Here is a 19,930-nt window from a genome sequence, read left to right as displayed (position 1 = left end):
GGAGCCGGAGAAGAAGAAAGGGCGAGGGGCGGCGAAGCCGCACACCCCTCGCCAGTGCGGAACAGTTACCCGAAAACCGTCCGCAAAGACCGGAGATCGTCTACCTACCCTGTGGCAGAGATCCGGTCGAACGCGAAGCGTTGCAAGAAAGAGTCTTCCGGGTCGTCCCCAGGATGTCTGTAGGTATTTTGGGGGACAAATCCAGACGCAGGCGAAAATCCTGCGCGCGGACCCCCTCCGCGCGGGCTCCGCTCAGCCCGCGAAGCGTCCCCAGGGGATGTCGCGCCGGAGCGGCGCGCGCAGACCGCGCTGCGTGCGCCCCCAGGCGGAGACGGGCTTCTCGGCGGCCACCGCATCGGCCTCCTCGGCCACGAAGGCCTCGGAGAGCACGGCGATGAGCGCCGCGAGCTCCTCCTCGGTGGCGGAGCCGCGGAGCACCTGGATCTCGACCGCGTCGGCCGCGTCCTCGCCGCTCACAGCGGGATGTTCCCGTGCTTCTTCGGGGGCAGCTCGGCGCGCTTTCCGCGCAGGGCGCGCAGCGCCTTCGCGATGGAGACGCGGGTGTTCGCCGGCTCGATGATCCCGTCGATCTCGCCGCGCTCGGCGGCCAGGAACGGGCTGGTGACGTTGTAGGTGTACTCGTTCGCGAGGCGCGTGCGCACGGCGGCGACGTCCTCGCCGGCCTCCTCGGCGCGCTTGATCTCGCCGCGGTAGAGGATGTTCACCGCGCCCTGGCCGCCCATGACGGCGATCTCCGCGGTGGGCCAGGCGAGGTTCACGTCGGCGCCGAGCTGCTTGGATCCCATGACGATGTACGCGCCGCCGTAGGCCTTGCGCAGGATCACGGTCACCAGCGGCACCGTGGCCTCGGCGTAGGCGTAGATGAGCTTCGCGCCACGGCGGATCACGCCCGTCCACTCCTGGTCGGTGCCGGGGAGGTAGCCGGGCACGTCGACCAGCGTGACGATCGGGATGGAGAACGCGTCGCAGAAGCGGACGAAGCGGCTGGCCTTCTCGCCGGCCTCGATGTTCAGCGTTCCCGCCATCTGCGACGGCTGGTTGGCGATGATGCCGACCGAGCGTCCCTCGACCCGGCCGAAGCCGATCACGATGTTGGGCGCGAACAGCGGCTGCACCTCGAGGAACTCCGCGCCGTCGACGACGCGCTCGATGACGGTGTGGATGTCATAGGGCTGGTTCGCCGAGTCCGGGATGAGGGTGTTCAGCGTGCGGTCGGCGTCCGTGGTCTCGAACTCGAAGTCGCTGGAGTAGGTGGGCAGCTCCGCCATGTTGTTGTCCGGCAGGAAGCCGAGCAGGGTGCGGGCATAGTCGATCGCGTCGTCCTCGTCCTCGGCGAGGTAGTGCGCGACGCCCGAGCGGGTGTTGTGCGTGTAGGCGCCGCCGAGCTCCTCCATCCCCACGTCCTCGCCGGTGACGGTCTTGATGACGTCGGGGCCGGTCACGAACATCTGGCTGGTCTTGTCGACCATGATCACGAAGTCGGTGAGCGCCGGGCCGTACACGGCACCGCCGGCAGCCGGCCCCATGATGATCGAGATCTGCGGGATGACGCCCGACGAGCGGGTGTTCGCGCGGAAGATCTCGCCGTACTTGCTGAGCGCGAGCACGCCCTCCTGGATGCGGGCGCCGCCCGAGTCGAGGATTCCGATGATGGGCACGCCGCTGCGCAGGGCGAACTCCATGATCTTGATGATCTTGTCGCCGGAGACCTCGCCGAGCGAGCCTCCGAACGTCGTGAAGTCCTGCGAGTACACGGCGACCGTGCGGCCGTTGATGGTGCCGACGCCCGTGACGACCGAGTCGCCGTAGGGGCGGTTCTTGTCCATCCCGAAGGCGGTGGTGCGGTGACGCACGTACTCGTCGAACTCGACGAAGCTGCCCGGATCCACCAGCAGCTCGATGCGCTCGCGGGCGGTCATCTTGCCCTTGGCGTGCTGCTTCTCCTTGGCCTTCGCCTCGGCCGAGACGACGGCCTCGTCGTAGCGGCGGCGGAGGTCGGCGATCTTGCCGGCGGTCGTGTAGAGGTCAGGCGTGTCCGTCACGGTTCCCACATTAGCGCCGGGGCCTCGGCGCCCGTTGGATGAGAGGCACAACTCCGGGGCGGGATCCTCTGTACGGACCCTCCGATACTCGAGTCGTCTCCCTGAGCACGACCGATAGGCCGTGCTCAGGGAGACGACTCGAGTATCGAGCGCTCGGTAGGGTGACCGCATGAGCTTCCCGCACAGCACGGCCGCCGCGGCGCGGCTCGACGTCGTCGCGTCCACCGGGTCCACGAACGCCGACCTGCGTGCGCACGCGGGCGACGCGGAGGGGTGGCCGCACCTGTCGGCGATCCTCACCGAGGACCAGGTCGCCGGGCGCGGGCGGCTCGACCGGGTCTGGACGGCACCGGCGGGATCCGCGCTGGCGCTGTCGGTGCTGCTGCGGGTGCCGCGGGTCCCCCTCGCGGAGCGCGGCTGGATCCCGCTCGCGGCGGGTCTCGCCATGGCCGATGCGATCGCCGCGCAGCTGCCCGAACGGAGCGTGGGCGTGAAGTGGCCGAACGACGTCCTGGTGGGCGATCGCAAGATCTGCGGCATCCTCGCGGAGGCCACCGGGGCCGACGTCGTGATCGTCGGTTCCGGCGTGAACACGGCGATGACGGCCGAGCAGCTCCCCGTGGAGACCGCCACCTCGTTCGCGGTCGAGGGAGCGGACGTCGACGTCGATCTGCTCGTCGCCGGCTATCTGGCGCGGCTGGACGGATGGATCGAAGCGCTCTCGGAGCACGGCTCCGCCGTCGCGAGCGGTCTGCGCGACGCCGTCGCCGCGCGCTGCGACACGCTCGGCCGCACCGTCCGGGTGATGCTTCCCGGGGGCGCCGAACTGATCGGCGAGGCGACCGGGCTCGGCGCGGACGGCTGCCTGATCGTGTCCGCGGACGGAACGGAGCACCGCATCGCCGCGGGTGACATCGTGCACCTGCGCCTCGCCTGAGCAGAGCGCGCCCGCCGGCTCGGCGGCTTCCGGGGCGGCCCGACTACCCTGGAAGCCGACATGGCACATCTTCTCGGGGCCGAAGGCCTCCACCTCGAGTTCCCCACCCGCATCGTCTTCGACTCCGTGACCCTCGGCATCGAGGAGGGCGACCGGATCGGCATCGTCGGTCGCAACGGCGACGGCAAGTCGAGCCTCCTCGCGATGCTCGCGGGGCGGCTGGACCCCGATGCGGGGCGGGTGACCGTCCGCGGCGGCACCACGATCGGGGTGCTCGACCAGGCCGACGTGCTCGACGACGCGCTCACAGTCGGCGCGGCGATCGTCGGCGACACCCCCGAGCACGAGTGGGCGGGGGATCCGAAGGTTCGCGACGTGATCGACGGCCTCGTGAGCGACCTCGACTGGAACGCCTCCGTCGCCGACCTGTCCGGGGGGCAGCGCCGCCGCGTGGCGCTCGCGAAGCTGCTCGCCGGCGACTGGGACATCATCGCGCTGGACGAGCCCACCAACCACCTCGACGTCGAGGCGATCGGCTGGCTCGCCGAGCACCTGAAGCGGCGCTGGCCGGCGAGTCAGGGCGCGCTCATGGTCGTCACGCACGACCGCTGGTTCCTGGACGAGGTGTGCACAGAGACCTGGGAGGTGCACGACCGGATCGTCGAGCCCTTCGAGGGCGGGTACGCCGCCTACATCCTGCAGCGCGTCGAGCGCGACCGGATGGCGGCGGCGAGCGAGGCGAAGCGCCAGAACCTCGCCCGCAAGGAGCTCGCCTGGCTGCGCCGCGGCGCTCCCGCCCGCACCTCCAAGCCCAAGTTCCGCATCGACGCCGCGAACGAGCTCATCTCCGACGTGCCCGAGATCCGCGACCGCATCGCGCTGCAGTCGCTCGCCGTCTCGCGGCTCGGCAAGGACGTCGTCGACCTCATCGACGCGGGCGTGACCTTCCCGGCGAGCGGATCCGCCCCGGAGCGCGAGGTGCTGCGCGACGTGGAATGGCGGATCGCGCCGGGCGAGCGCACCGGCATCCTCGGCGTCAACGGCGCCGGCAAGTCGACGCTGCTGAGCCTCGTCGCAGGCAGCCTGGCGCCGACGAGCGGCAGGGTCAAGCACGGCAAGACCGTGCAGGTGCGCACGCTGACCCAGCGGCTCGACGAGCTGCAGGACGTCTGGGACGAACCCGTGCGGGTCGTGATCGGGCGCCTGCGCACGACGTACACGTTCGGCACCGGGTCCAAGGCCGCAGAGCTCACCCCGGGACAGCTGCTGGAGCGCCTCGGATTCTCCTCGGCGCAGCTGTCCACCCCGGTCAAGGACCTCTCCGGAGGCCAGCAGCGCCGCCTGCAGCTCCTGCTCGTGCTGCTGGATCAGCCCAACGTGATGATCCTCGACGAGCCCACGAACGACATGGACACCGACATGCTCGCCGCGATCGAGGACCTCCTCGACTCCTGGCCGGGGACGCTCCTCGTGGTGAGCCACGACCGGTACTTCCTGGAGCGCGTCACCGATCAGCAGTACGCGATCCTGGACCGTCGCCTGCGGCACCTGCCCGGCGGCGTGGACGAGTACCTGCGGCTGCGGGCGCTCGAGCAGAGCCACCCGAAGGAGACGGGAGCGGGATCCGGATCCGTCTCCGCTCCGACTGCCGAGCCGGCGCTGAGCGGCGCCGATCGCCGTGCCGCGGAGAAGGAGGTCACCGCGCTCGAACGTCGCATGCAGAAGCTGGCGGCGCAGATCGACACGGCCAAGCACGCCCTCGCCGACCACGACCAGTCCGACTATGCGGGCCTCGGCGAGAAGATGAAGGAGATCTCGGCGCAGGAGGCGGAGGTCGAGGAACTCGAGCTGCGCTGGTTCGAGCTCACCGAGCAGCTGGGCTGAGCCGGGCCTCGTCCGCGAGCCGGAAGTCCTCCTCGACGAGCGCCCCGTTGACTGCGGCCCCGGCCATCGCGCCCGCGCCGATCGCCATCGGGACCGTCGCCATGGGGTTCACGACATTGCCCGCCGCCCAGATGCGCGCGTGCGACGTCCTCCCGGTCGCGTCCACCTCGAGGAAGGATCCGAGCCCCGACGGGAACTCCACGCGGGCGAGCCCGAGGTCGCCCAGGAATCCGTCGTGCGGCACCGGCCGGCCGCCGGTGAACACCGCGTCGACGGAGTGCTCCACGCCGTCGGCGGTGCGGATCGCCGAGACCGCGGTCCCGTCGCCGATCACCTCGACCGCCGGCGACGAGACGATCTCCACGCCGCGGGAGCGCAGCAGGCGCTCCTCCTCGGTGTCGAGCGCGCCGAGCCCGGCCGAGAAGAGGACGACCTGGTCGCTCCATTGCCGCACCATCTTCGCCTGATGCAGGGACGCGGGCGAGCTGGCGAGCACGGCAAGACGACGGTCGCGCACCTCCCAGCCGTGGCAGTACGGGCAGTGCAGCACGCTCGTGCCCCAGCGCTCTGCGAGCCCGGGGATCGCGGCGAGGTCGTCGCTGATCCCGCTGGCGACCACGATCGCGCGGGTGCTCTCCTCGTTGCCGTCGTCGAGGACGACCGCGAGGCGGTCTCCGTCCTCGCTCACCATCGCCACCGCGGCCTCGCGGAACGCGACGCCGTAGGCCCCGGCCTCCGCCCTGCCGCGCCGCACGAGATCCAGCGGGGGAGTCCCCTCGTTGCCGAGGACGCCGTGCATGTGCGCCGCAAAGCGGTTGCGGGGCTCGCCGGCATCGACGACCAGCGTGCGGCGTCTCGCCCGTCCGAGCAGGAGGGCGGCGGAGAGGCCGGCCGCTCCGCCGCCGATGACGATCGCATCCCAGCACGAGGAGGGGGAGTTCAGTGCTTCCATGGGTCCAGTCCATGGGTAGGATCACAGAAGCGCAAGTGACTTTGCAGATTCAGCAAGAGAGGGAACGCCATGGACGACGAGCTCGCGCAGGTGGGACCGCGGCTGCGGGCGGCTCGCCGTGCCCGCGGCTGGACGCTCGACGAGCTGGCGGAGAAGGCCGAGATGTCGGCCAGCACGCTGTCCCGCCTGGAGTCGGGAAAACGCCAGGCGAGTCTGGAGCTGCTGCTGCCGCTGACCCGGCGCCTGGGCATCCGGCTCGACGTCCTCCTGCCCGATGAGACCCCGGACCCTCGCATCCGCCGCTCGGAGATCCGCCGCGACGGACTCGTCATCGTCCCGCTCTCACCGGAGGGGTCTCCCGTGCACACCTACCGGATCACCTACCCGCCGACGGGCCGGCTCCCTGCGCTGCGCGTGCACGACGGCTACGAGTGGTTCTCCGTGATCTCGGGACGGCTGCGTCTCCGGCTCGGCGCGCAGGATCTCATCCTCGGTCGCGGGGAGGCTGCCGAGTTCGACACCCGCACGCCGCATGCGATGTCCGCGGCAGGCGGGCGTCCGGCCCAGATCATCAGCATCTTCAACGACGAAGGCGTCCGGATGCACACGCACGTCGCCGATCCCGCATGATCCCCTCGGCGGCTCGCGCCTCGCTCGGTATCCTGAGGCCATGAACCCGGGAGCGGCGGCGGACGCGACACGGGCGAAGCTCCTGGTCGCCGCAGCCGAGGAGATCGTCGCACGCGGCTACACCGCGGCGTCGCTGTCCCGGACGGCGGAGCGGATCGGACTCACGAAGGGCGCGTTCAGTCGCCACTTCCCGACGAAGGACGATCTCGTCGAGGCGATCATCGCCGAAGCCGTGCGCCGGGGACCCGGAATCCTGCGCGCCGCGCAGGACGCGTTCCCCGCGAGTTCCATCCGCGCCTGCATCTTCGCGATCGGCGGGATCTCCGCGGCCTGGCGCACCGACCCCGTGTTCGCGGCGGCGGTCCTTCTCGCGCAGGACCCGGCGATCGATGCTCGCCGGGTCCTGCCGCTGCGTCGCATGGTCGCGGACGTGCTGCGCGCCCCCCTGACCGCAGCGGTTCGGGAGGAGGGGTGCCCCCTCGTCTGTCCCGTCGAGGAGGCGGTGCAGTTCCTCGTCGTGCTGCTGACGGGGTTCCTCTCCTCGGCACGGTTCACCGAGGATTTCGGACCTCAACGCGAACTTCTCTTCGTGCAGGCCGCGCTCACCGGGATCGGGATCCCGGATTCCGGCGAGGTCGTGGCGGATGTGATCCGGCGTCTCGGAGCCTGAGCCTGCGTCCCCGCTCGATCCGTGCGCGCCGTCGTGCTAGCCTCGCTCGCGGGGAAGTGTAGACGATCGTCTACGCGCTGGGGACTGCAGCCCGTCGCCGTCGATGCGGGTATCGACGGCGACGGGCTCACGGTTCGCGGGTCATCGGACGGGCGGTCCGGGGGCTGTGCTCCTGCCTCGCCGCGCCCCTGGAGTACGCGCGGCTGATCTTCCGGATCCCGCCGAGGTCGGGTCAGGGTATGGCGCGTCGGGCGCGGCGGCGGCCGTCAGGCGCGCGACCGCCTGTCCGGGGACAGGCTGATCGGCCGAAGCGACGCGTGCCCCGCCGGGCCGCACCCGCCGCTCCGCGGACCTGGCGGCCGTGATCCGCGCCACCACCCTCCGCATCGAGTAGCGCTTCCTCTGTCGGTGCACATCGCCTAGACTTCGTGATGCGAAGCAGATTCCGCATAGCGAAGAGTCGATGTCGACGATCGTGCGTCCCTCGGCGCGGAGTCTGCGCCGGGCCCCGAGCCGGCCCGAGAGCGGACCCGAGGAAGACAGGAGCAGAACCATGGCGAAGTACCGAGTTCAGAACCCCGCGACGGGCGAGATCATCGAGTCGTTCGAGTCGGCGAGCGATGGGCAGATCGAGCAGCAGCTCGCCGCTGCCGACGCGGCCTATCGAGAATGGCGTGATCGCAGCGTCCAGGACCGCGCGGGGATCGTGCGGCGCATCGCGGAGATCTTCACCGAGCGGCGGGAGGAGCTGGCGCGTGCGATCTCGCTCGAGATGGGCAAGTCGACGGACCTGGCGCTCGAGGAGGTCGACTTCGCCGCATCGATCATCGACTACTACGGGGTGCACGGGCCCGGGCTCATCACCGATTACGAGATCCCGAGCTCGGTTCCCGGCAAGGCCGTCATCGAGCATCTGCCGATCGGCGCGCTGCTCGGCGTCATGCCGTGGAACTTCCCCTACTACCAGGTGGCCCGCTTCGCAGCGCCGAACCTGGTACTCGGCAATACCATCCTGCTCAAGCACGCGGACATCTGCACCCGGTCCAACCTGCTGATCCAGGAGATCATGGAGGCCGCGGGAGTGCCGATCGGGGGGTATCAGGCGCTGTTCGCCTCGCACGAGCAGATCGCGACGATCATCGCGGATCCCCGTGTGCAGGGCGTTTCCCTGACCGGTTCCGAAGGAGCGGGGGCGATCATCGGCGCCCAGGCGGGCGCGAACCTGAAGAAGTGCGTGCTCGAGCTCGGCGGCATCGACCCGATGGTCGTGCTCGATTCCGACGATGTGCCGGGGATCGCCCGGACGGCGTGGGAGAACCGCATCTACAACGGTGGTCAGGTCTGCAACTCGAACAAGCGGCTCATCGTCATGGACGACATCTACGACGAGTTCGTCGCCGAGCTGATCTCGCTCGCCGAAGGCCTGAAGCCCGGTGACCAGCTGGACCTGGGGGCGGGGGAGTACACGCCGCTGTCCACCCGGGCCGCAGCAGAGACGGTGGACGCCCAGGTGAAGAAGGCGATTTCCGAGGGTGCCCGCCTGCTCGCCGGCGGCGTGCTGTCGGATGGTCCCGGCGCGTACTACTCGCCCGCGGTGCTCGTCGATGTGCCGCGTGACTCCGACTCCTACCGCGAGGAGGTCTTCGGGCCGGTGGCCACCGTGTACCGGGTGCACAGCGACGAGGAGGCACTGGACCTCGCGAACGACTGTGCGCTCGGCCTGGGCGGCTCGGTGTTCTCGACCGACGAGGCCCGTGCCGCCCGCGTGGCCTCGAAACTCGAGGTCGGCATGGCCCACGTCAACATCATCGCGGCGGAGGGGGCCGACATCCCGTTCGGCGGGGTCAAGCGCTCCGGTTTCGGACGAGAGATGGGGCCGGTCGGCATCGGCGAGTTCGCGAACAAGCGGCTCTACTTCGTCGCCGAGTAGCCGTCCCTCCCGGCTCCACGGCCGCTCGCGCACCGGCGGGCCCTGGTGCGCCCCGCACGCATCGGGGCCCGCTGGGGTCCGCCGGTCCCCGGTTCACGGCGTGGAGAGCCCGAGTGCGCGCAGCGCGAGCCAGGCTGCCGCGCGGTCGTCGGCGCGGTCCAGGGACAGCCCGGTCAGCTCCTCGATCCTCCGCACGCGCGAGGTCAGCGTCTGGCGATGGATGCCGAGCCGTGACGCGGTGGCGCGTTGCGCGCCGTGCTCTGCGAGGAAGACGCGCAGCGTGTCGGTCAGGACTCCATGGTCGCCGTCAGGTTCGCGGAGCCCGTCGAGCACGGCCGCCAGCTGTGCCGAGGACTCGTCGCCCATCGCGTCCAGCACGAGCTCGACCGTGGGCAGCTCCGAATAGCGCAGGACCGTCTGTCCGTCCTCGATCGCCGTGTCGAGGGCCTGCTTCGCCTGCAGCGCGCTGCGCCGGAGGAGCTCGACCGACGCGGGGAGCCCGAGCCCCAGGTGCGCGCGGCCGCTTCCGAGCGGGGTGAACGCCTGGACGCGGGCCGCGAGCTCGTCCGCCAGGGCATCCGGGACGAACCCGCGAACCCGGCCGCCGCCGCCGACGAAGATGTGCTCGGCGCCCAGTTCGTCGAGCCAGCGCACGGTGAGACGCTCGAGATCGATCGTGCGGGTCCGGGTCCCCAGGTGGAAGGCGGTGAGGCCCGCCTCGTGCACGCCCCACCGGCGCAGCAGTCGCCCGGCCTCGCTCCCGCCCGCGAGCAGCACTCCCATCAGCGCCTCGCGCCCCAGCCGCTCCGTCAGCGAAGGGTCGCGCGTGCGCAGCACCAGGTCGAAGAGCGCCGCCGACTGCGATGCGAGATCGCGATTGCGGCTGGTCACGCTGGAACGGGAGGCGATGACGAGGTAGCCGGTGAGATCCCGGTCGGATCCGACCTGGTGCACCTGCAGCCCCGGATGCCGCACGCGCACCGGGCGGCCGAGGGCGACCGCCGTCGCATCGTCGATGTGCAGACGGCCCGCTCCTGCGCTCGTGATCATCTGGCCGTGCGCGTCGAGGAGGACCGCCCATCCGTCGATGCGATGCGCGAGCTCGGCGATCACCGCGGGGGCGCCACCGCGTCGGGCGACCTGGGTGAGCACCTTGGTGCCGGCCGTCACCAGCCGGTCGGAAGCGGCCTGGTCCTCGGAGAGGATCGCGGACAGCTGGGCGTGAAGCGCGGCGGGAGGCACCGTCCCCGCAGCGGTCTCGGGCTCGCCGGGGAGCTGCGCGCCCAGGATCGCCGTCATGCGGTTCTCCGTGAGCGCGGCGCGCAGCCGTGCACTGTCGTCGTCGGTGACGAACACACCGCGCACGGTGGTCTCCGATGTCGGCGAGCCGGGGGCGAGGCGATCGTGCAGCTCGTCCGTCCCGCCGGTCAGCAGCGTCGCGAAGTTCCGATTCGCGACGACCACGTACTCGCTCAGTCGGGCCAGGCCGTCGATCGGAATGTGCCCCGGCAACTGCCCGACGATGAGGGTCCCGCGCACCGCACGAGCGACGGTCTGGATGTCGAGCGCCATGACGTGACTGTACCAAGTGTCCGTGAGCGAATCGAGATATCGACGATTGGCACAGTGACAGAGCGGCACGCGGCTCTCTAGCATCGCCGTAGTTCTGATGCGCGCGGCTCTCGTGTGCGGCATTCAAAGGAGAAGAAGCCATGAAGGCAGTCGTGTTCCGTGACACGCAGACCCCGGTCGTGCTCACCGATGTGGAGCTCGCGGCCCCCAAGGCGGGAGAGGTGCGCGTCAAGATCGCCGCCGCCGGCGTGTGCCATTCCGACCTGCACGTGCGTCAGGGCGACTGGGACGCCGCGGTGCCGATGGTGATGGGCCACGAAGGCTCCGGCACGGTCGTGGAGCTGGGCGAGGGCGTGACCTCGCTCGCCGTCGGCGACCACGTCGTGCTCAGCTGGGTGCCGCCGTGCGGCGAGTGCCGCTACTGCCTGCAGGGGCACGAGGCGCGCTGCCAGAAGGTCGCGACCCTGGTCGCCCCGAACGGCGTGCTCTTCGACGGCACGTCGCGGATGAGCCGGACCGACGAGCACGGCGAGAGGGAGACGCTGCACCACTACCTCGGCGTCTCCTCGTTCGCCGAAGAGGTCGTCGTGCCCGCCTCCGGCGCGATCAAGGTGCGCGACGATGCGCCGCTCGACGTGATCTCCGTGGTGGGCTGCGCGGTCGCCACGGGAGTCGGCGCCGTGACCAACACCGCCGCTGTGGAGCCCGGATCCACCGTCGCCGTGATCGGCTGCGGCGGGGTCGGCCTGAACGTGGTGCAGGGCGCGAAGCTCGCCGGTGCCGAGCGCATCATCGCGATCGACGTCGTGCCGGAGAAGACCGCGATGGCCCTGCAGTTCGGTGCGACCGACCGCATCGACGCCTCGAAGGGCGACTCCGTCGAGCAGCTGTTCGCGCTGATCCCGGACGGCGTCGACTACGCCTTCGACGCGATCGGGCGCACCTTCACGACCGAGCAGGCGATCCGCATGCTCGGTCTTGGCGGGGCCGCCGTGATCGTGGGGTTGCCCCCCACGGGTGCCACGGCGTCGTTCGAGCCGCTGGCGCTCGCCGAGGCCGACCAGCGCATCCTCGGCTCGAACTACGGCTCGGTGCGCCCGTCCATCGACATCCCCGCGCTGGTCGACCGCTACATGGACGGCCAGCTCAAGCTCGACCCGCTCATCTCGGGCCGCCGGCCCCTGAGCGAGGCCGCCGAAGCCCTGGACGACCTCGAAGCGGGCGGCGTGCTGCGCACGCTGCTCATCCCCTGATCGCACCCGACGCGATCAGCGTGTACCCGACACACCCGATCTGCTCGAAGGAGAGCGCACGATGACCCTGACAGAGAAGCAATCCACGCACGTCGACGCCGGGCTGCGTCGCGGCGTGATGGGGGGAGCCGAACTCGGCGCCCAGGCCATCGCCAACATCGCCCCGAGCGCGGTCCTCGCCTTCACGGCCGCCGCGATCTTCGTCAGCGCGGGCAACGGCACCCTGCTGTCGCTCCTGCTCGCGACGATCGTGATCCTCAGCGTCGGCTGGTGCGTCGCGGTCTTCGCGCGCAAGAACGCGTCGGCCGGCTCGATCTACACCTATGTGTCGAAGTCCCTCGGACCGACGGCCGCGTACATCGCCGGGCTGGCGCTGATCATCGGCTGCTGGGGCGTCACCGCGGGTTCGCTCAGCGGCGGGGTGTCCTACGCCTCCGACCTGTTGCACGCGTTCGGCATCCCGACCGCCGGGGTGATCGGCTTCATCGTGCTGACCGTGGTGCTCGGCGTCGTCACGACCTTCTTCACCATCCAGGGGATCCAGATCTCCGCACGCGTCTCGTTCGTGCTCGAGATCGCGTCGGTCCTCATCATCCTGACGCTGTTCATCACGTCGCTCGTCGTGAGCGGCCCTGCTGCATGGGATCCGAACCAGTTCACGTTCGACGGCGCACCGCCGCAGGGGGTCGCCGCGGGTATGGTGCTGGGCGTCCTCGGCTTCGCGGGATTCTCGTCGGCCGACGCGCTCGGGCGTGAGGCCAAGAACCCGTACAAGACCATTCCCCGCGTGATCATGTGGAGCGTCGTCGGAATCGGCCTGATCTACCTCTTCGGCGCATACACGCAGATCGCCGTCCTCGGAGACAAGCTCGCGACGTCGGCGAACCCGCTGCAGGACATCGCCGACAAGATCGGGATGCCCGGCTGGTACACGATGTTCCTGCTGTTCGGCGTCGCGGCCTCGTTCTCCGCAGTGTGCATCGCCGCGCTGAACGTGCTCGGACGGATCGTCTACGTGATGGGGAAGGAGGGCGTGGTGCACGAGAGCCTGGGCCGCACGCACAGGAAGCATCTCACCCCGCACCGGGTGCTGATCTTCGGCGGAGCCCTCTCGGTCGTCGTCAACATCATCCTGCTCCTCGCGGGAGGGCACCCGATGGAGATCGTGGTGTGGCTCGACACCTACGGCGTGTACGGCTACATGGTCGCCTATGCGCTCGTGGCCTTCGCCTGTGCGGTGTACGTGCGGAAGATGGGGATGCCGCGCACGCTCGTCACGGTGTGCGCGACGATCTCCGTGCTGGCCATGACCTACATCTTCTTCGCCAACGTCTGGCCGGTGCCGGCGTTCCCGCTGAACCTGCTTCCGTACCTCTTCGCGGCGACGATGCTCGTCGGCATCGGCTGGTTCATCCACGTCCGCAGGACCCGTCCCGAGGTCCTGAGCCGGATCGGCAACACCGAGACCGACTCGCTCAGCGGCATCGGCTGAGTACGGCCGAACGGCGAGCGCCGGGGCATCCGAACAGGGATGCCCCGGCGCTCGCTGCGTTGCGGGCCGGAGCCGCCCGTGATGGTGGGCGAGCAGCGTCGTCTGCACTGATCGCCGAAGATAATTCGGCGTGCGCGTCCGGTGCGGTGCCCGAAGCGAAGAATCTTCGACACCGGGAGCAAGACACAAAGAATCCACGTGATATTGCTGCTTCTGAAGAATTTTCTGACAACTCTCGTAGCATTTAGTCAAGAAAGATTCGACTCACTGCTGAGTGCGGATCCTCGTCGGCCGACCTGAGGCCGGCCCAGTCCCGAACGCCCCGAAGCGGCCTGACAGCGCTGCTCCGCGCCGTCTTCCCGAACCCTCTGCGAAGGAGCATCCGTGTACGCCGAAGACACCCCGAAGGTCCTGCTCGTCGGTCTGGGCGCGGTCGGCCGCGCCGTGGGCGTCCGCCTCGCAGCGGGATCCCGCTGCGAGGTCGTCGGGGCGATCGATCCGGCGCCGGGCCTCGCGGGCACGCGTCTCGACGCGATCATCCCCGGTGCCGTCCCGGAGGCGCGCATCACGGCGGCGATCGCGGATGCCGCGGATGCGGACATCGCGTTCGTGGCGACCACCTCGTTCATCGATCAGGTCGAGCCCCTCATCAACGCCCTCCTGGATCGCGGGATGAACGTCGTCAGCATCTGCGAGGAGCTCGGGTTCGGGTTCTTCGACCACGAGCCCGTCGCCCGCCGGATCGACGAGCGTGCGCGGGACGCCGGTCTCACGGTCCTCGGAACCGGCTGCAACCCCGGCATCCTCCTGGACACGCTCCCACTGCTGCTGAGCAGCCTCACCCTGGACGTGGCCCGGGTGGCGATGCGACGCACGGCCGAGATGTCCGGATACGGCGGCATCCTCTCCAAGTTCGGGTTCGGCCTCACCGCCGAGCAGTTCGCCGCGGAACGCGACGCAGGTCACGTGATCGGACACGTCGGCTTCCGCGAGTCGGTTGCGGCGCTCGCCGACGGGCTCGGCTGGGAGCTGGACGAGATCGTCGTCGACGACCCCGCGCCCGTGCTCCTCGCCGAGAGCGCGCGCGAGGCGACGCACGTGACCCTGGAGGCGGGCACGGTCGCCGTGATCCGGCACGCCGCTCGCGGCGTGATCGACGGCGAGACCGTGATCGAGGCGGTCATCGACTTCGGGATCTTCCGCGACGGGGATCCGTTCCCGGAGGGCGGTGCGTGGCGCATCGAGAGCGCCGGGCAGACGCTCGAGTTCACCGCCGGACAGATCGACAGCTACGCCTCGACCGTGGCGGTCGCCGCCAATGCGATCCCCCGAGTCCCCGGCGCCGCGCCCGGCCTGCTGACCATGGCGGACATCCCGGTGAGGAGGTTCGCGGCCCGTGCGAACGCCGCGGACCACAGCATTCCCGCGCCCGCCGCGGCGCGATGACCGAACAGCACGAGTGGAGAGGAGCGAGCGGATGACCCAGAGTACACCGGTCAACATCGCCGAGCTGATGAGCAGGGGCGGAAGGCCCCCGGGGAGCAGGCGCGAGGTGAAGATCATCGACACCACGCTGCGCGATGGCCACCAGAGCCTGTGGGCGACGCGCATGCGCACCGCGCACATGCTCGAGATGATCGAGGAGTTCGACGCGGCGGGCTTCGAGCACGTGGATCTGGTCGCACCGATCCAGTTCGACGTCTCGGTCCGCTACCTCAAGGAGGATCCCTGGGAGCGCGTCCGGCTCATGCACAAGCACGCGCCGAACACGACGTTCCGCGCACTGATCCGGTCGAAGAACCTCGCCACTTTCGACTTCCTCCCGGACGACGTGATCGCCGCCTGGGTCGACCGCCTCGTCGCGAACGGCTTCCGCGAGATCGGCGCGTTCGACGGGCTCAACGACGTCGACAACATCGCGGCCTCCCTCCTGCGCGCCAAGAGCCTCGGCGCCGAGACCTTCGGTGCGGTGTCGTTCTGCGAGTCGCCCGTGCACACGGACGAGCTGTTCGTCGCCAAGGCGCAGGAGCTGATCGAGAAGGCCGATGTCGATCGCATCATGCTCAAGGACGCGGGAGGGCTGCTGACGCCGGACCGGATCCGCACGCTCGTCCCCGCGCTGAAGGCGGTGATCGGGGACCGCCCCCTCGAGGTGCACACCCACAGCCTCACCGGCCTCGCGCCCCTCGTCTGCCTCGAGGCGGTCGAACTGGGTGCGGACTCGCTGCACACCTCGATCTACCCGCTCGCGACCGGCAACGCGCAGCCCTCCACCCAGGGCACCGTGCGCGATCTGCGCGCGCTCGGCTACACCGTGAACGTCGATGACGAGCGCATCGCTGGGATCAGCAGGACGCTGACCCGGATCGCCGAGGAAGAGGGCAAGCCGATCGGCGCGCCGGCCGAGTACACCGGCATGCACTACATGCATCAGACTCCGGGCGGAATGCTCTCGAACTTCCAGTCGCAGCTCGAGGCGGCGGGTCTCGCCGACCGTTTCGACGAGCTGATGCTCGAGGTCGCGCGGGTGCGGGCCGAGCTGGCCTACCCGATCATGATCACGCCGTTCGCCCAGCACGTGGGCACGCAGGCCGTGATGAACGTGATGAGCGGGGAACGCTACAAGGTCGTGCCGAACGAGGTGAAGAAGTACGCCCTCGGCTACTACGGCAAGCCGCTCGCGCCCCTCGATCCGGAGGCGCTCGAGAAGATCCTGGCGAACGGCGCATCCAACATCGCGGAGGAGCCGGCGCCGATCCCGCCGATGATGCCGTCGCTGCAGGAGCGCTACCCGGACGAGGACATCGACACCTGGCTGCTGCGCGCGCAGTTCGCCGGAACGCAGGTGGACGACATGAAACGCGTGGTCGCGTCCGGCGGCGCGCCGTCGGAGAAGCGGATGCCGACGCTCGACCTCATCACCGCGCTGTACGACAGCACCTCGACGGGACGCCAGGTGCTCAAGAGCGGCGATCTGCGGATCGCCCTGGACAAAGGAGACAACGAAGATGGCCGATAACTCGCCCGACCTGAAAGAGCTCAAGGCGATCCTCGACTGGGTGAACGTCGCGGAGGACGTCCGCGAACTGTCGCTCACGTTCGGCGATGTGGAGCTGCACGTCTCGCGCAACAACGGCGCGAGCGTCCTCGCACCGGCAGCACCCGCCCCGGTCGCTGCTCCCGCGGCGCCGGCAGCACCCGCTGCGACCGCTGCTCCCGTCCCGGTGGCGCCCGCCGTGGCTGCTGCGGCAGCACCCGCGCCGGCCGCTGAGCCGGCGGCCGCGACGCCCGCAGCAGCCGAACCGGCGGCGCTCGCGGCCGACGAGGTGGTCGTCACCGCGCCCATGCTCGGCATGTTCTACGCCGCGCCGCAGCCCGGGGCGCCGGCGTTCGTCACGGCGGGGGACGCCGTCCAGCCCGACACGGTGCTGGGCATCGTCGAGGTGATGAAGCTCATGAACAACATCGAGGCCGGCGTCGCCGGAACGGTCGTCCGCGTGCTCGTGGAGAACGAGTCGCTCGTCGAGTACGGGCAGCCGCTGATCGTGATCCGCAAGAGCGCCTGAACAGGCTCCGACCGCACCCGGGCGGCCCGTCGAGGCCGCCCGGGCCCGAACCGCACGAGGGAGTGACCCCATGACACAGAAGCTTTCGAGCGTCCTGATCGCGAACCGCGGAGAGATCGCGCTGCGCGTGATCCGCGCCTGCAAGGAGCTCGGGATCCGCAGCATCCTCGCGCATTCCGAGGCGGATCGCGACTCGCTGCCCGTCCGGCTCGCCGACCAGGCGATCTGCATCGGACCCGCGTCCGTGAAGCTCAGCTATCGCGATCCGTCCGCGATCATCGCCGCCGCGCAGCTCACCGGTGCGGACGCGATCCATCCCGGCTACGGATTCCTCTCCGAGAACTCCGACTTCGTCGCGCTCTGCGAGGCCGAGGGCGTCGGCTTCGTCGGTCCCTCGGCGGAGGTCATCCGCCGGATGGGCGACAAGATCGAGGCCAAGAAGATCGCCCGCCGCGCCGGCGTCCCGACCGTCCCCGGCTCCGACGGCGCCATCGCCGACCCGGACGAGGCCTTCGCGGTCGCCGAGCAGGTCGGCTTCCCGCTGCTGATCAAGGCGGCGGCCGGCGGCGGCGGACGCGGGCTCCGCGTCGTCCAGACCGCGGACACCCTCGCGAGCGATCTCGCCGAGATCATGGCGGAGGCGGAGGTCGCCTTCGGGGATCCGTCGGTCTACATCGAGCGCTACCTCACCGACATCCGGCACATCGAGATCCAGGTGATCTCGGACGGCACGACCACGCTGCACCTCGGCGAACGCGACTGCACCGCGCAGCGCCGCAATCAGAAGCTCGTCGAGGAGGCTCCGTCGCCGGTGCTCGACGACGCCACCCGCCAAGGACTCGCTCAGGCGGCCGTCGCACTGTGCCGCGAGGTCGGCTACGTCAACGCCGGCACCGTGGAGTTCGTCTACGACAACGGCACCGGCGAGTACTACTTCATCGAGATGAACACCCGGATCCAGGTCGAGCACCCCGTCACGGAGATGATCACCGGGATCGACCTGATCAAGCTGCAGCTCCTCATCGCCGGGGGACAGCCCCTGGAGATCGCTCAGGACGATGTGCAGATCCGAGGACACGCGATCGAGTGCCGTGTGAACGCCGAGGACGCGGACAACGGCTTCGCCCCTCGCCCCGGGACCATCCGCGAGTTCCGCGCCCCGGGCGGCTTCGGCGTCCGGCTGGACACGCATCTGGAGAGCGGTGCCACCATCCCGCCGTTCTACGACTCGATGGTCGGCAAGCTCATCTGCTGGGGCCGGGATCGGGACGAGGCGATCGCCAGGGCCCTGCGCGCCCTGCAGGAGATGCGGATCGAGGGGGTCGTCACGACCGCCCGATTCCACGAGGAGGTCCTGGACAGCCCGAGGTTCCGCAGCGGTGCGTTCAACACCGGCTACATCGCCGAGTTCATGGAGGAGCGACGGGCATGACCACGACGGACACCATTCACGCCGGATACACGCCGGCCGGATCCACGGCGCTTCAGCGCGTTCCGCAGACGCGGCACCTCGCCACAGAGATCCCCGGCCCGCGTTCGCGCGCGCTGATGGAGGAGCGCCGGGCTCAGGTCTCGAACGGGATCGGGGCGCAGCTGCCGGTGTTCATCGAGCGCGCCGACGGGGGGATCCTCCTCGATCTCGACGGCAATCGGATCGTCGACCTCGCGTCGGGGCTGGGGCCGACGGCTCTCGGCGCCTCGAACGCGCGGGTGCGCGAGCGCATACGGACGCAGCTGGACCGTTTCACGCACACGTGCTTCATGACCACCGAGTACGAGAGTTACGTCGAGGTCTGCCGATGGCTCAACGAGCACACCCCCGGCGATCACGAGAAGCGCTCCGCACTGTTCACGACCGGCGCCGAGGCCAACGAGAACGCCGTGAAGATCGCGCGCTACGTGACCGGCCGGCGCAAGGTGCTCGCGTTCACCGGTGCGTATCACGGGCGCACCCACATGACGATGTCGCTGACGTCGAAGTCGCACCCGTACAAGACCGGATTCGGCCCGTTCTCGGAGGACGTGGTGCACGCGCCCGTGCCGACATCGCCGCGTGACGATGCCGGCTCCGTGGACTCGTTCCTGGAGCAGGTGCGCGCCGCTCTGGTCGAGAACGATGCCGCCGCCTTCGCCGCGATCATCATCGAACCGATCCTCGGCGAGGCGGGGTGCCTGATCCCGCTGCCCGGTTTCCTCGCCGGGCTGCGCGAGATCGCCGACGAGTTCGGCATCCTGCTGATCGCGGACGAGGTGCAGAGCGGGATGGGGCGCACCGGGCGGATCTGGGCGATCGAGCACGAGGGCGTCGTGCCCGATCTGCTCGTCGCCGCGAAGGCGCTGGCCAACGGCATGCCGTTGAGCTCCGTGACCGGGCGCGCCGAGGTCATGAACGCCATCCACTCCGCCGGGCTCGGCGGGACGTACATCGGCAACCCGCTCTCGTGCGAGGCGGCGCTCGCCGTCTTCGAGCAGATCGACTCGGACGGCGTCCTGGAGCGGGCGACCGCGCTCGGCGAGATCGCGCTCGAGATGCTGCGTCCCCTCGTGGGCGCGGGCAACGGCGTGATCGACGTGCGCACCCGCGGCGCCATGATCGGCATCGAGTTCGGCGACGAGGACACTCTGGTTCCCTCGTCCGAGCGGGCCAAGGCCGTCACGCGCTACTGCCACGCCCACGGCGTGCTCGCGCTCACCAACGGAGTGCACGAGAACGTCATCCGGCTGCTGCCGCCCATCGTCATCGAGCCCGACCTCTTCCGGGACGGCATCCAGGTGATCATCGACGGGATCCGCAGCCTCGACGGACCCGGGTCCTGACGGACTCCGTGAGCGAGACATCGAGGGAGATGCTCATGAGTGACAGACGGCCTGCGATCAGATTGACCGGACTCACGCGTGCGTTCGGGTCTGTGACTGCTGTGGATGGTGTGGATCTGGAGATCGCGGAGGGGGAGTTCTTCTCGATGCTGGGTCCTTCGGGG

General features: G+C 69.9%; 16 protein-coding genes. 12 read left to right on the top strand and 4 right to left on the bottom strand.

Annotated features, from left to right (window positions below; genetic code table 11):
• Window positions 1-252: 252 nt before the first annotated feature.
• On the bottom strand, window positions 253-477 hold the full coding sequence (locus J8G10_RS00080; protein WP_251438437.1) for an acyl-CoA carboxylase subunit epsilon: 225 nt from the start codon (window positions 475-477) through the stop codon (window positions 253-255).
• The gene (locus J8G10_RS00075; protein WP_251438436.1) at window positions 474-2,063 is read right to left on the bottom strand and encodes an acyl-CoA carboxylase subunit beta; all 1,590 of its coding nucleotides are present in this window, start codon (window positions 2,061-2,063) and stop codon (window positions 474-476) included. The genes J8G10_RS00080 and J8G10_RS00075 overlap by 4 nt, the downstream gene beginning before the upstream one ends.
• Before the next feature lie 169 nt (window positions 2,064-2,232).
• On the opposite strand from J8G10_RS00075, the gene J8G10_RS00070 reads away from it, so the two are divergent.
• Window positions 2,233-3,000 carry a biotin--[acetyl-CoA-carboxylase] ligase gene (locus tag J8G10_RS00070; protein ID WP_251438435.1) on the top strand — a complete coding sequence of 256 codons (768 nt, stop codon included), beginning with the start codon at window positions 2,233-2,235 and terminating at the stop codon, window positions 2,998-3,000.
• Window positions 3,001-3,060: 60 nt separating this feature from the next.
• A complete protein-coding gene (locus J8G10_RS00065) occupies window positions 3,061-4,884 on the top strand; it encodes an ABC-F family ATP-binding cassette domain-containing protein (RefSeq protein ID WP_251438434.1) in 1,824 nt (607 codons plus the stop codon).
• On the opposite strand, the gene J8G10_RS00060 is transcribed toward J8G10_RS00065, so the two are convergent.
• Window positions 4,865-5,836 carry an NAD(P)/FAD-dependent oxidoreductase gene (locus tag J8G10_RS00060; protein ID WP_251438433.1) on the bottom strand — a complete coding sequence of 324 codons (972 nt, stop codon included), beginning with the start codon at window positions 5,834-5,836 and terminating at the stop codon, window positions 4,865-4,867. The two genes, J8G10_RS00065 and J8G10_RS00060, sit on opposite strands and share 20 nt — an antisense overlap.
• 69 nt (window positions 5,837-5,905) lie before the next feature.
• Here J8G10_RS00060 and J8G10_RS00055 point away from each other — a divergent pair, with 69 nt between their 5' ends.
• The 3 genes from J8G10_RS00055 (at window position 5,906) to J8G10_RS00045 (ending at window position 9,066) form a co-directional block, all read left to right on the top strand.
• Window positions 5,906-6,466 (top strand): helix-turn-helix domain-containing protein, encoded by a 561-nt coding sequence (locus J8G10_RS00055; RefSeq protein WP_251438432.1) that lies wholly within the window; start codon window positions 5,906-5,908, stop codon window positions 6,464-6,466.
• Between the two features lie 40 nt (window positions 6,467-6,506).
• On the top strand, window positions 6,507-7,136 hold the full coding sequence (locus J8G10_RS00050) for a TetR/AcrR family transcriptional regulator (RefSeq protein WP_251438431.1): 630 nt from the start codon (window positions 6,507-6,509) through the stop codon (window positions 7,134-7,136).
• Between the two features lie 553 nt (window positions 7,137-7,689).
• Window positions 7,690-9,066: an NAD-dependent succinate-semialdehyde dehydrogenase gene (locus J8G10_RS00045; protein WP_251438430.1), complete on the top strand. Its 1,377-nt coding sequence runs from the start codon at window positions 7,690-7,692 to the stop codon at window positions 9,064-9,066.
• 93 nt (window positions 9,067-9,159) lie between these two features.
• Here J8G10_RS00045 and J8G10_RS00040 read toward each other — a convergent pair whose 3' ends face one another.
• Window positions 9,160-10,638, bottom strand: a complete 1,479-nt coding sequence (locus tag J8G10_RS00040) for a CdaR family transcriptional regulator (protein WP_251438429.1) — start codon at window positions 10,636-10,638, stop codon at window positions 9,160-9,162.
• Between the two features lie 140 nt (window positions 10,639-10,778).
• On the opposite strand from J8G10_RS00040, the gene J8G10_RS00035 reads away from it, so the two are divergent.
• From J8G10_RS00035 to J8G10_RS00005, 7 genes are all read left to right on the top strand, one after another.
• Window positions 10,779-11,891 carry an alcohol dehydrogenase catalytic domain-containing protein gene (locus tag J8G10_RS00035; protein ID WP_251438428.1) on the top strand — a complete coding sequence of 371 codons (1,113 nt, stop codon included), beginning with the start codon at window positions 10,779-10,781 and terminating at the stop codon, window positions 11,889-11,891.
• Between the two features lie 61 nt (window positions 11,892-11,952).
• Window positions 11,953-13,383, top strand: coding sequence for an APC family permease (locus J8G10_RS00030; protein WP_251438427.1), 1,431 nt, complete (start codon window positions 11,953-11,955; stop codon window positions 13,381-13,383).
• 384 nt (window positions 13,384-13,767) lie between these two features.
• Window positions 13,768-14,829: a hypothetical protein gene (locus J8G10_RS00025; protein ID WP_251438426.1), complete on the top strand. Its 1,062-nt coding sequence runs from the start codon at window positions 13,768-13,770 to the stop codon at window positions 14,827-14,829.
• Window positions 14,830-14,860: 31 nt separating this feature from the next.
• Entirely contained in the window at window positions 14,861-16,402 is a 1,542-nt protein-coding gene (locus J8G10_RS00020) for a pyruvate carboxylase subunit B (RefSeq protein WP_251438425.1), read from the top strand.
• Complete coding sequence (gene accB / locus J8G10_RS00015; protein ID WP_251438424.1) at window positions 16,392-16,949, top strand: acetyl-CoA carboxylase biotin carboxyl carrier protein; 558 nt, start codon at window positions 16,392-16,394, stop codon at window positions 16,947-16,949. The genes J8G10_RS00020 and accB overlap by 11 nt, the downstream gene beginning before the upstream one ends.
• A gap of 70 nt (window positions 16,950-17,019) precedes the next feature.
• Window positions 17,020-18,381 (top strand): acetyl-CoA carboxylase biotin carboxylase subunit, encoded by a 1,362-nt coding sequence (gene accC / locus J8G10_RS00010; protein ID WP_251438423.1) that lies wholly within the window; start codon window positions 17,020-17,022, stop codon window positions 18,379-18,381.
• Window positions 18,378-19,766 carry an aminotransferase class III-fold pyridoxal phosphate-dependent enzyme gene (locus tag J8G10_RS00005; RefSeq protein WP_251438422.1) on the top strand — a complete coding sequence of 463 codons (1,389 nt, stop codon included), beginning with the start codon at window positions 18,378-18,380 and terminating at the stop codon, window positions 19,764-19,766. The genes accC and J8G10_RS00005 overlap by 4 nt, the downstream gene beginning before the upstream one ends.
• The last annotated feature ends 164 nt before the right edge of the window (window positions 19,767-19,930 follow it).

It is taken from the genome of Microbacterium sp. USTB-Y, from assembly GCF_023703415.1.
GTDB lineage: Bacteria > Actinomycetota > Actinomycetes > Actinomycetales > Microbacteriaceae > Microbacterium.
Note: the sequence above shows the minus strand (reverse complement) of the source record. Positions and strands in the feature narration are given on the sequence as shown.

Excerpts from the sequence above, each read along its gene's own strand:
- J8G10_RS00070 (WP_251438435.1), top strand. The coding sequence starts at position 2,233 with ATGAGCTTCCCGCACAGCACGGCCGCCGCGGCGCGGCTCGACGTCGTC.
- J8G10_RS00065 (WP_251438434.1), top strand. The coding sequence starts at position 3,061 with ATGGCACATCTTCTCGGGGCCGAAGGCCTCCACCTCGAGTTCCCCACC.
- J8G10_RS00060 (WP_251438433.1), bottom strand. The coding sequence starts at position 5,836 with ATGGAAGCACTGAACTCCCCCTCCTCGTGCTGGGATGCGATCGTCATC.
- J8G10_RS00055 (WP_251438432.1), top strand. The coding sequence starts at position 5,906 with ATGGACGACGAGCTCGCGCAGGTGGGACCGCGGCTGCGGGCGGCTCGC.
- J8G10_RS00050 (WP_251438431.1), top strand. The coding sequence starts at position 6,507 with ATGAACCCGGGAGCGGCGGCGGACGCGACACGGGCGAAGCTCCTGGTC.
- J8G10_RS00045 (WP_251438430.1), top strand. The coding sequence starts at position 7,690 with ATGGCGAAGTACCGAGTTCAGAACCCCGCGACGGGCGAGATCATCGAG.
- J8G10_RS00040 (WP_251438429.1), bottom strand. The coding sequence starts at position 10,638 with ATGGCGCTCGACATCCAGACCGTCGCTCGTGCGGTGCGCGGGACCCTC.
- J8G10_RS00035 (WP_251438428.1), top strand. The coding sequence starts at position 10,779 with ATGAAGGCAGTCGTGTTCCGTGACACGCAGACCCCGGTCGTGCTCACC.
- J8G10_RS00030 (WP_251438427.1), top strand. The coding sequence starts at position 11,953 with ATGACCCTGACAGAGAAGCAATCCACGCACGTCGACGCCGGGCTGCGT.
- J8G10_RS00020 (WP_251438425.1), top strand. The coding sequence starts at position 14,861 with ATGACCCAGAGTACACCGGTCAACATCGCCGAGCTGATGAGCAGGGGC.
- accB (WP_251438424.1), top strand. The coding sequence starts at position 16,392 with ATGGCCGATAACTCGCCCGACCTGAAAGAGCTCAAGGCGATCCTCGAC.
- accC (WP_251438423.1), top strand. The coding sequence starts at position 17,020 with ATGACACAGAAGCTTTCGAGCGTCCTGATCGCGAACCGCGGAGAGATC.
- J8G10_RS00005 (WP_251438422.1), top strand. The coding sequence starts at position 18,378 with ATGACCACGACGGACACCATTCACGCCGGATACACGCCGGCCGGATCC.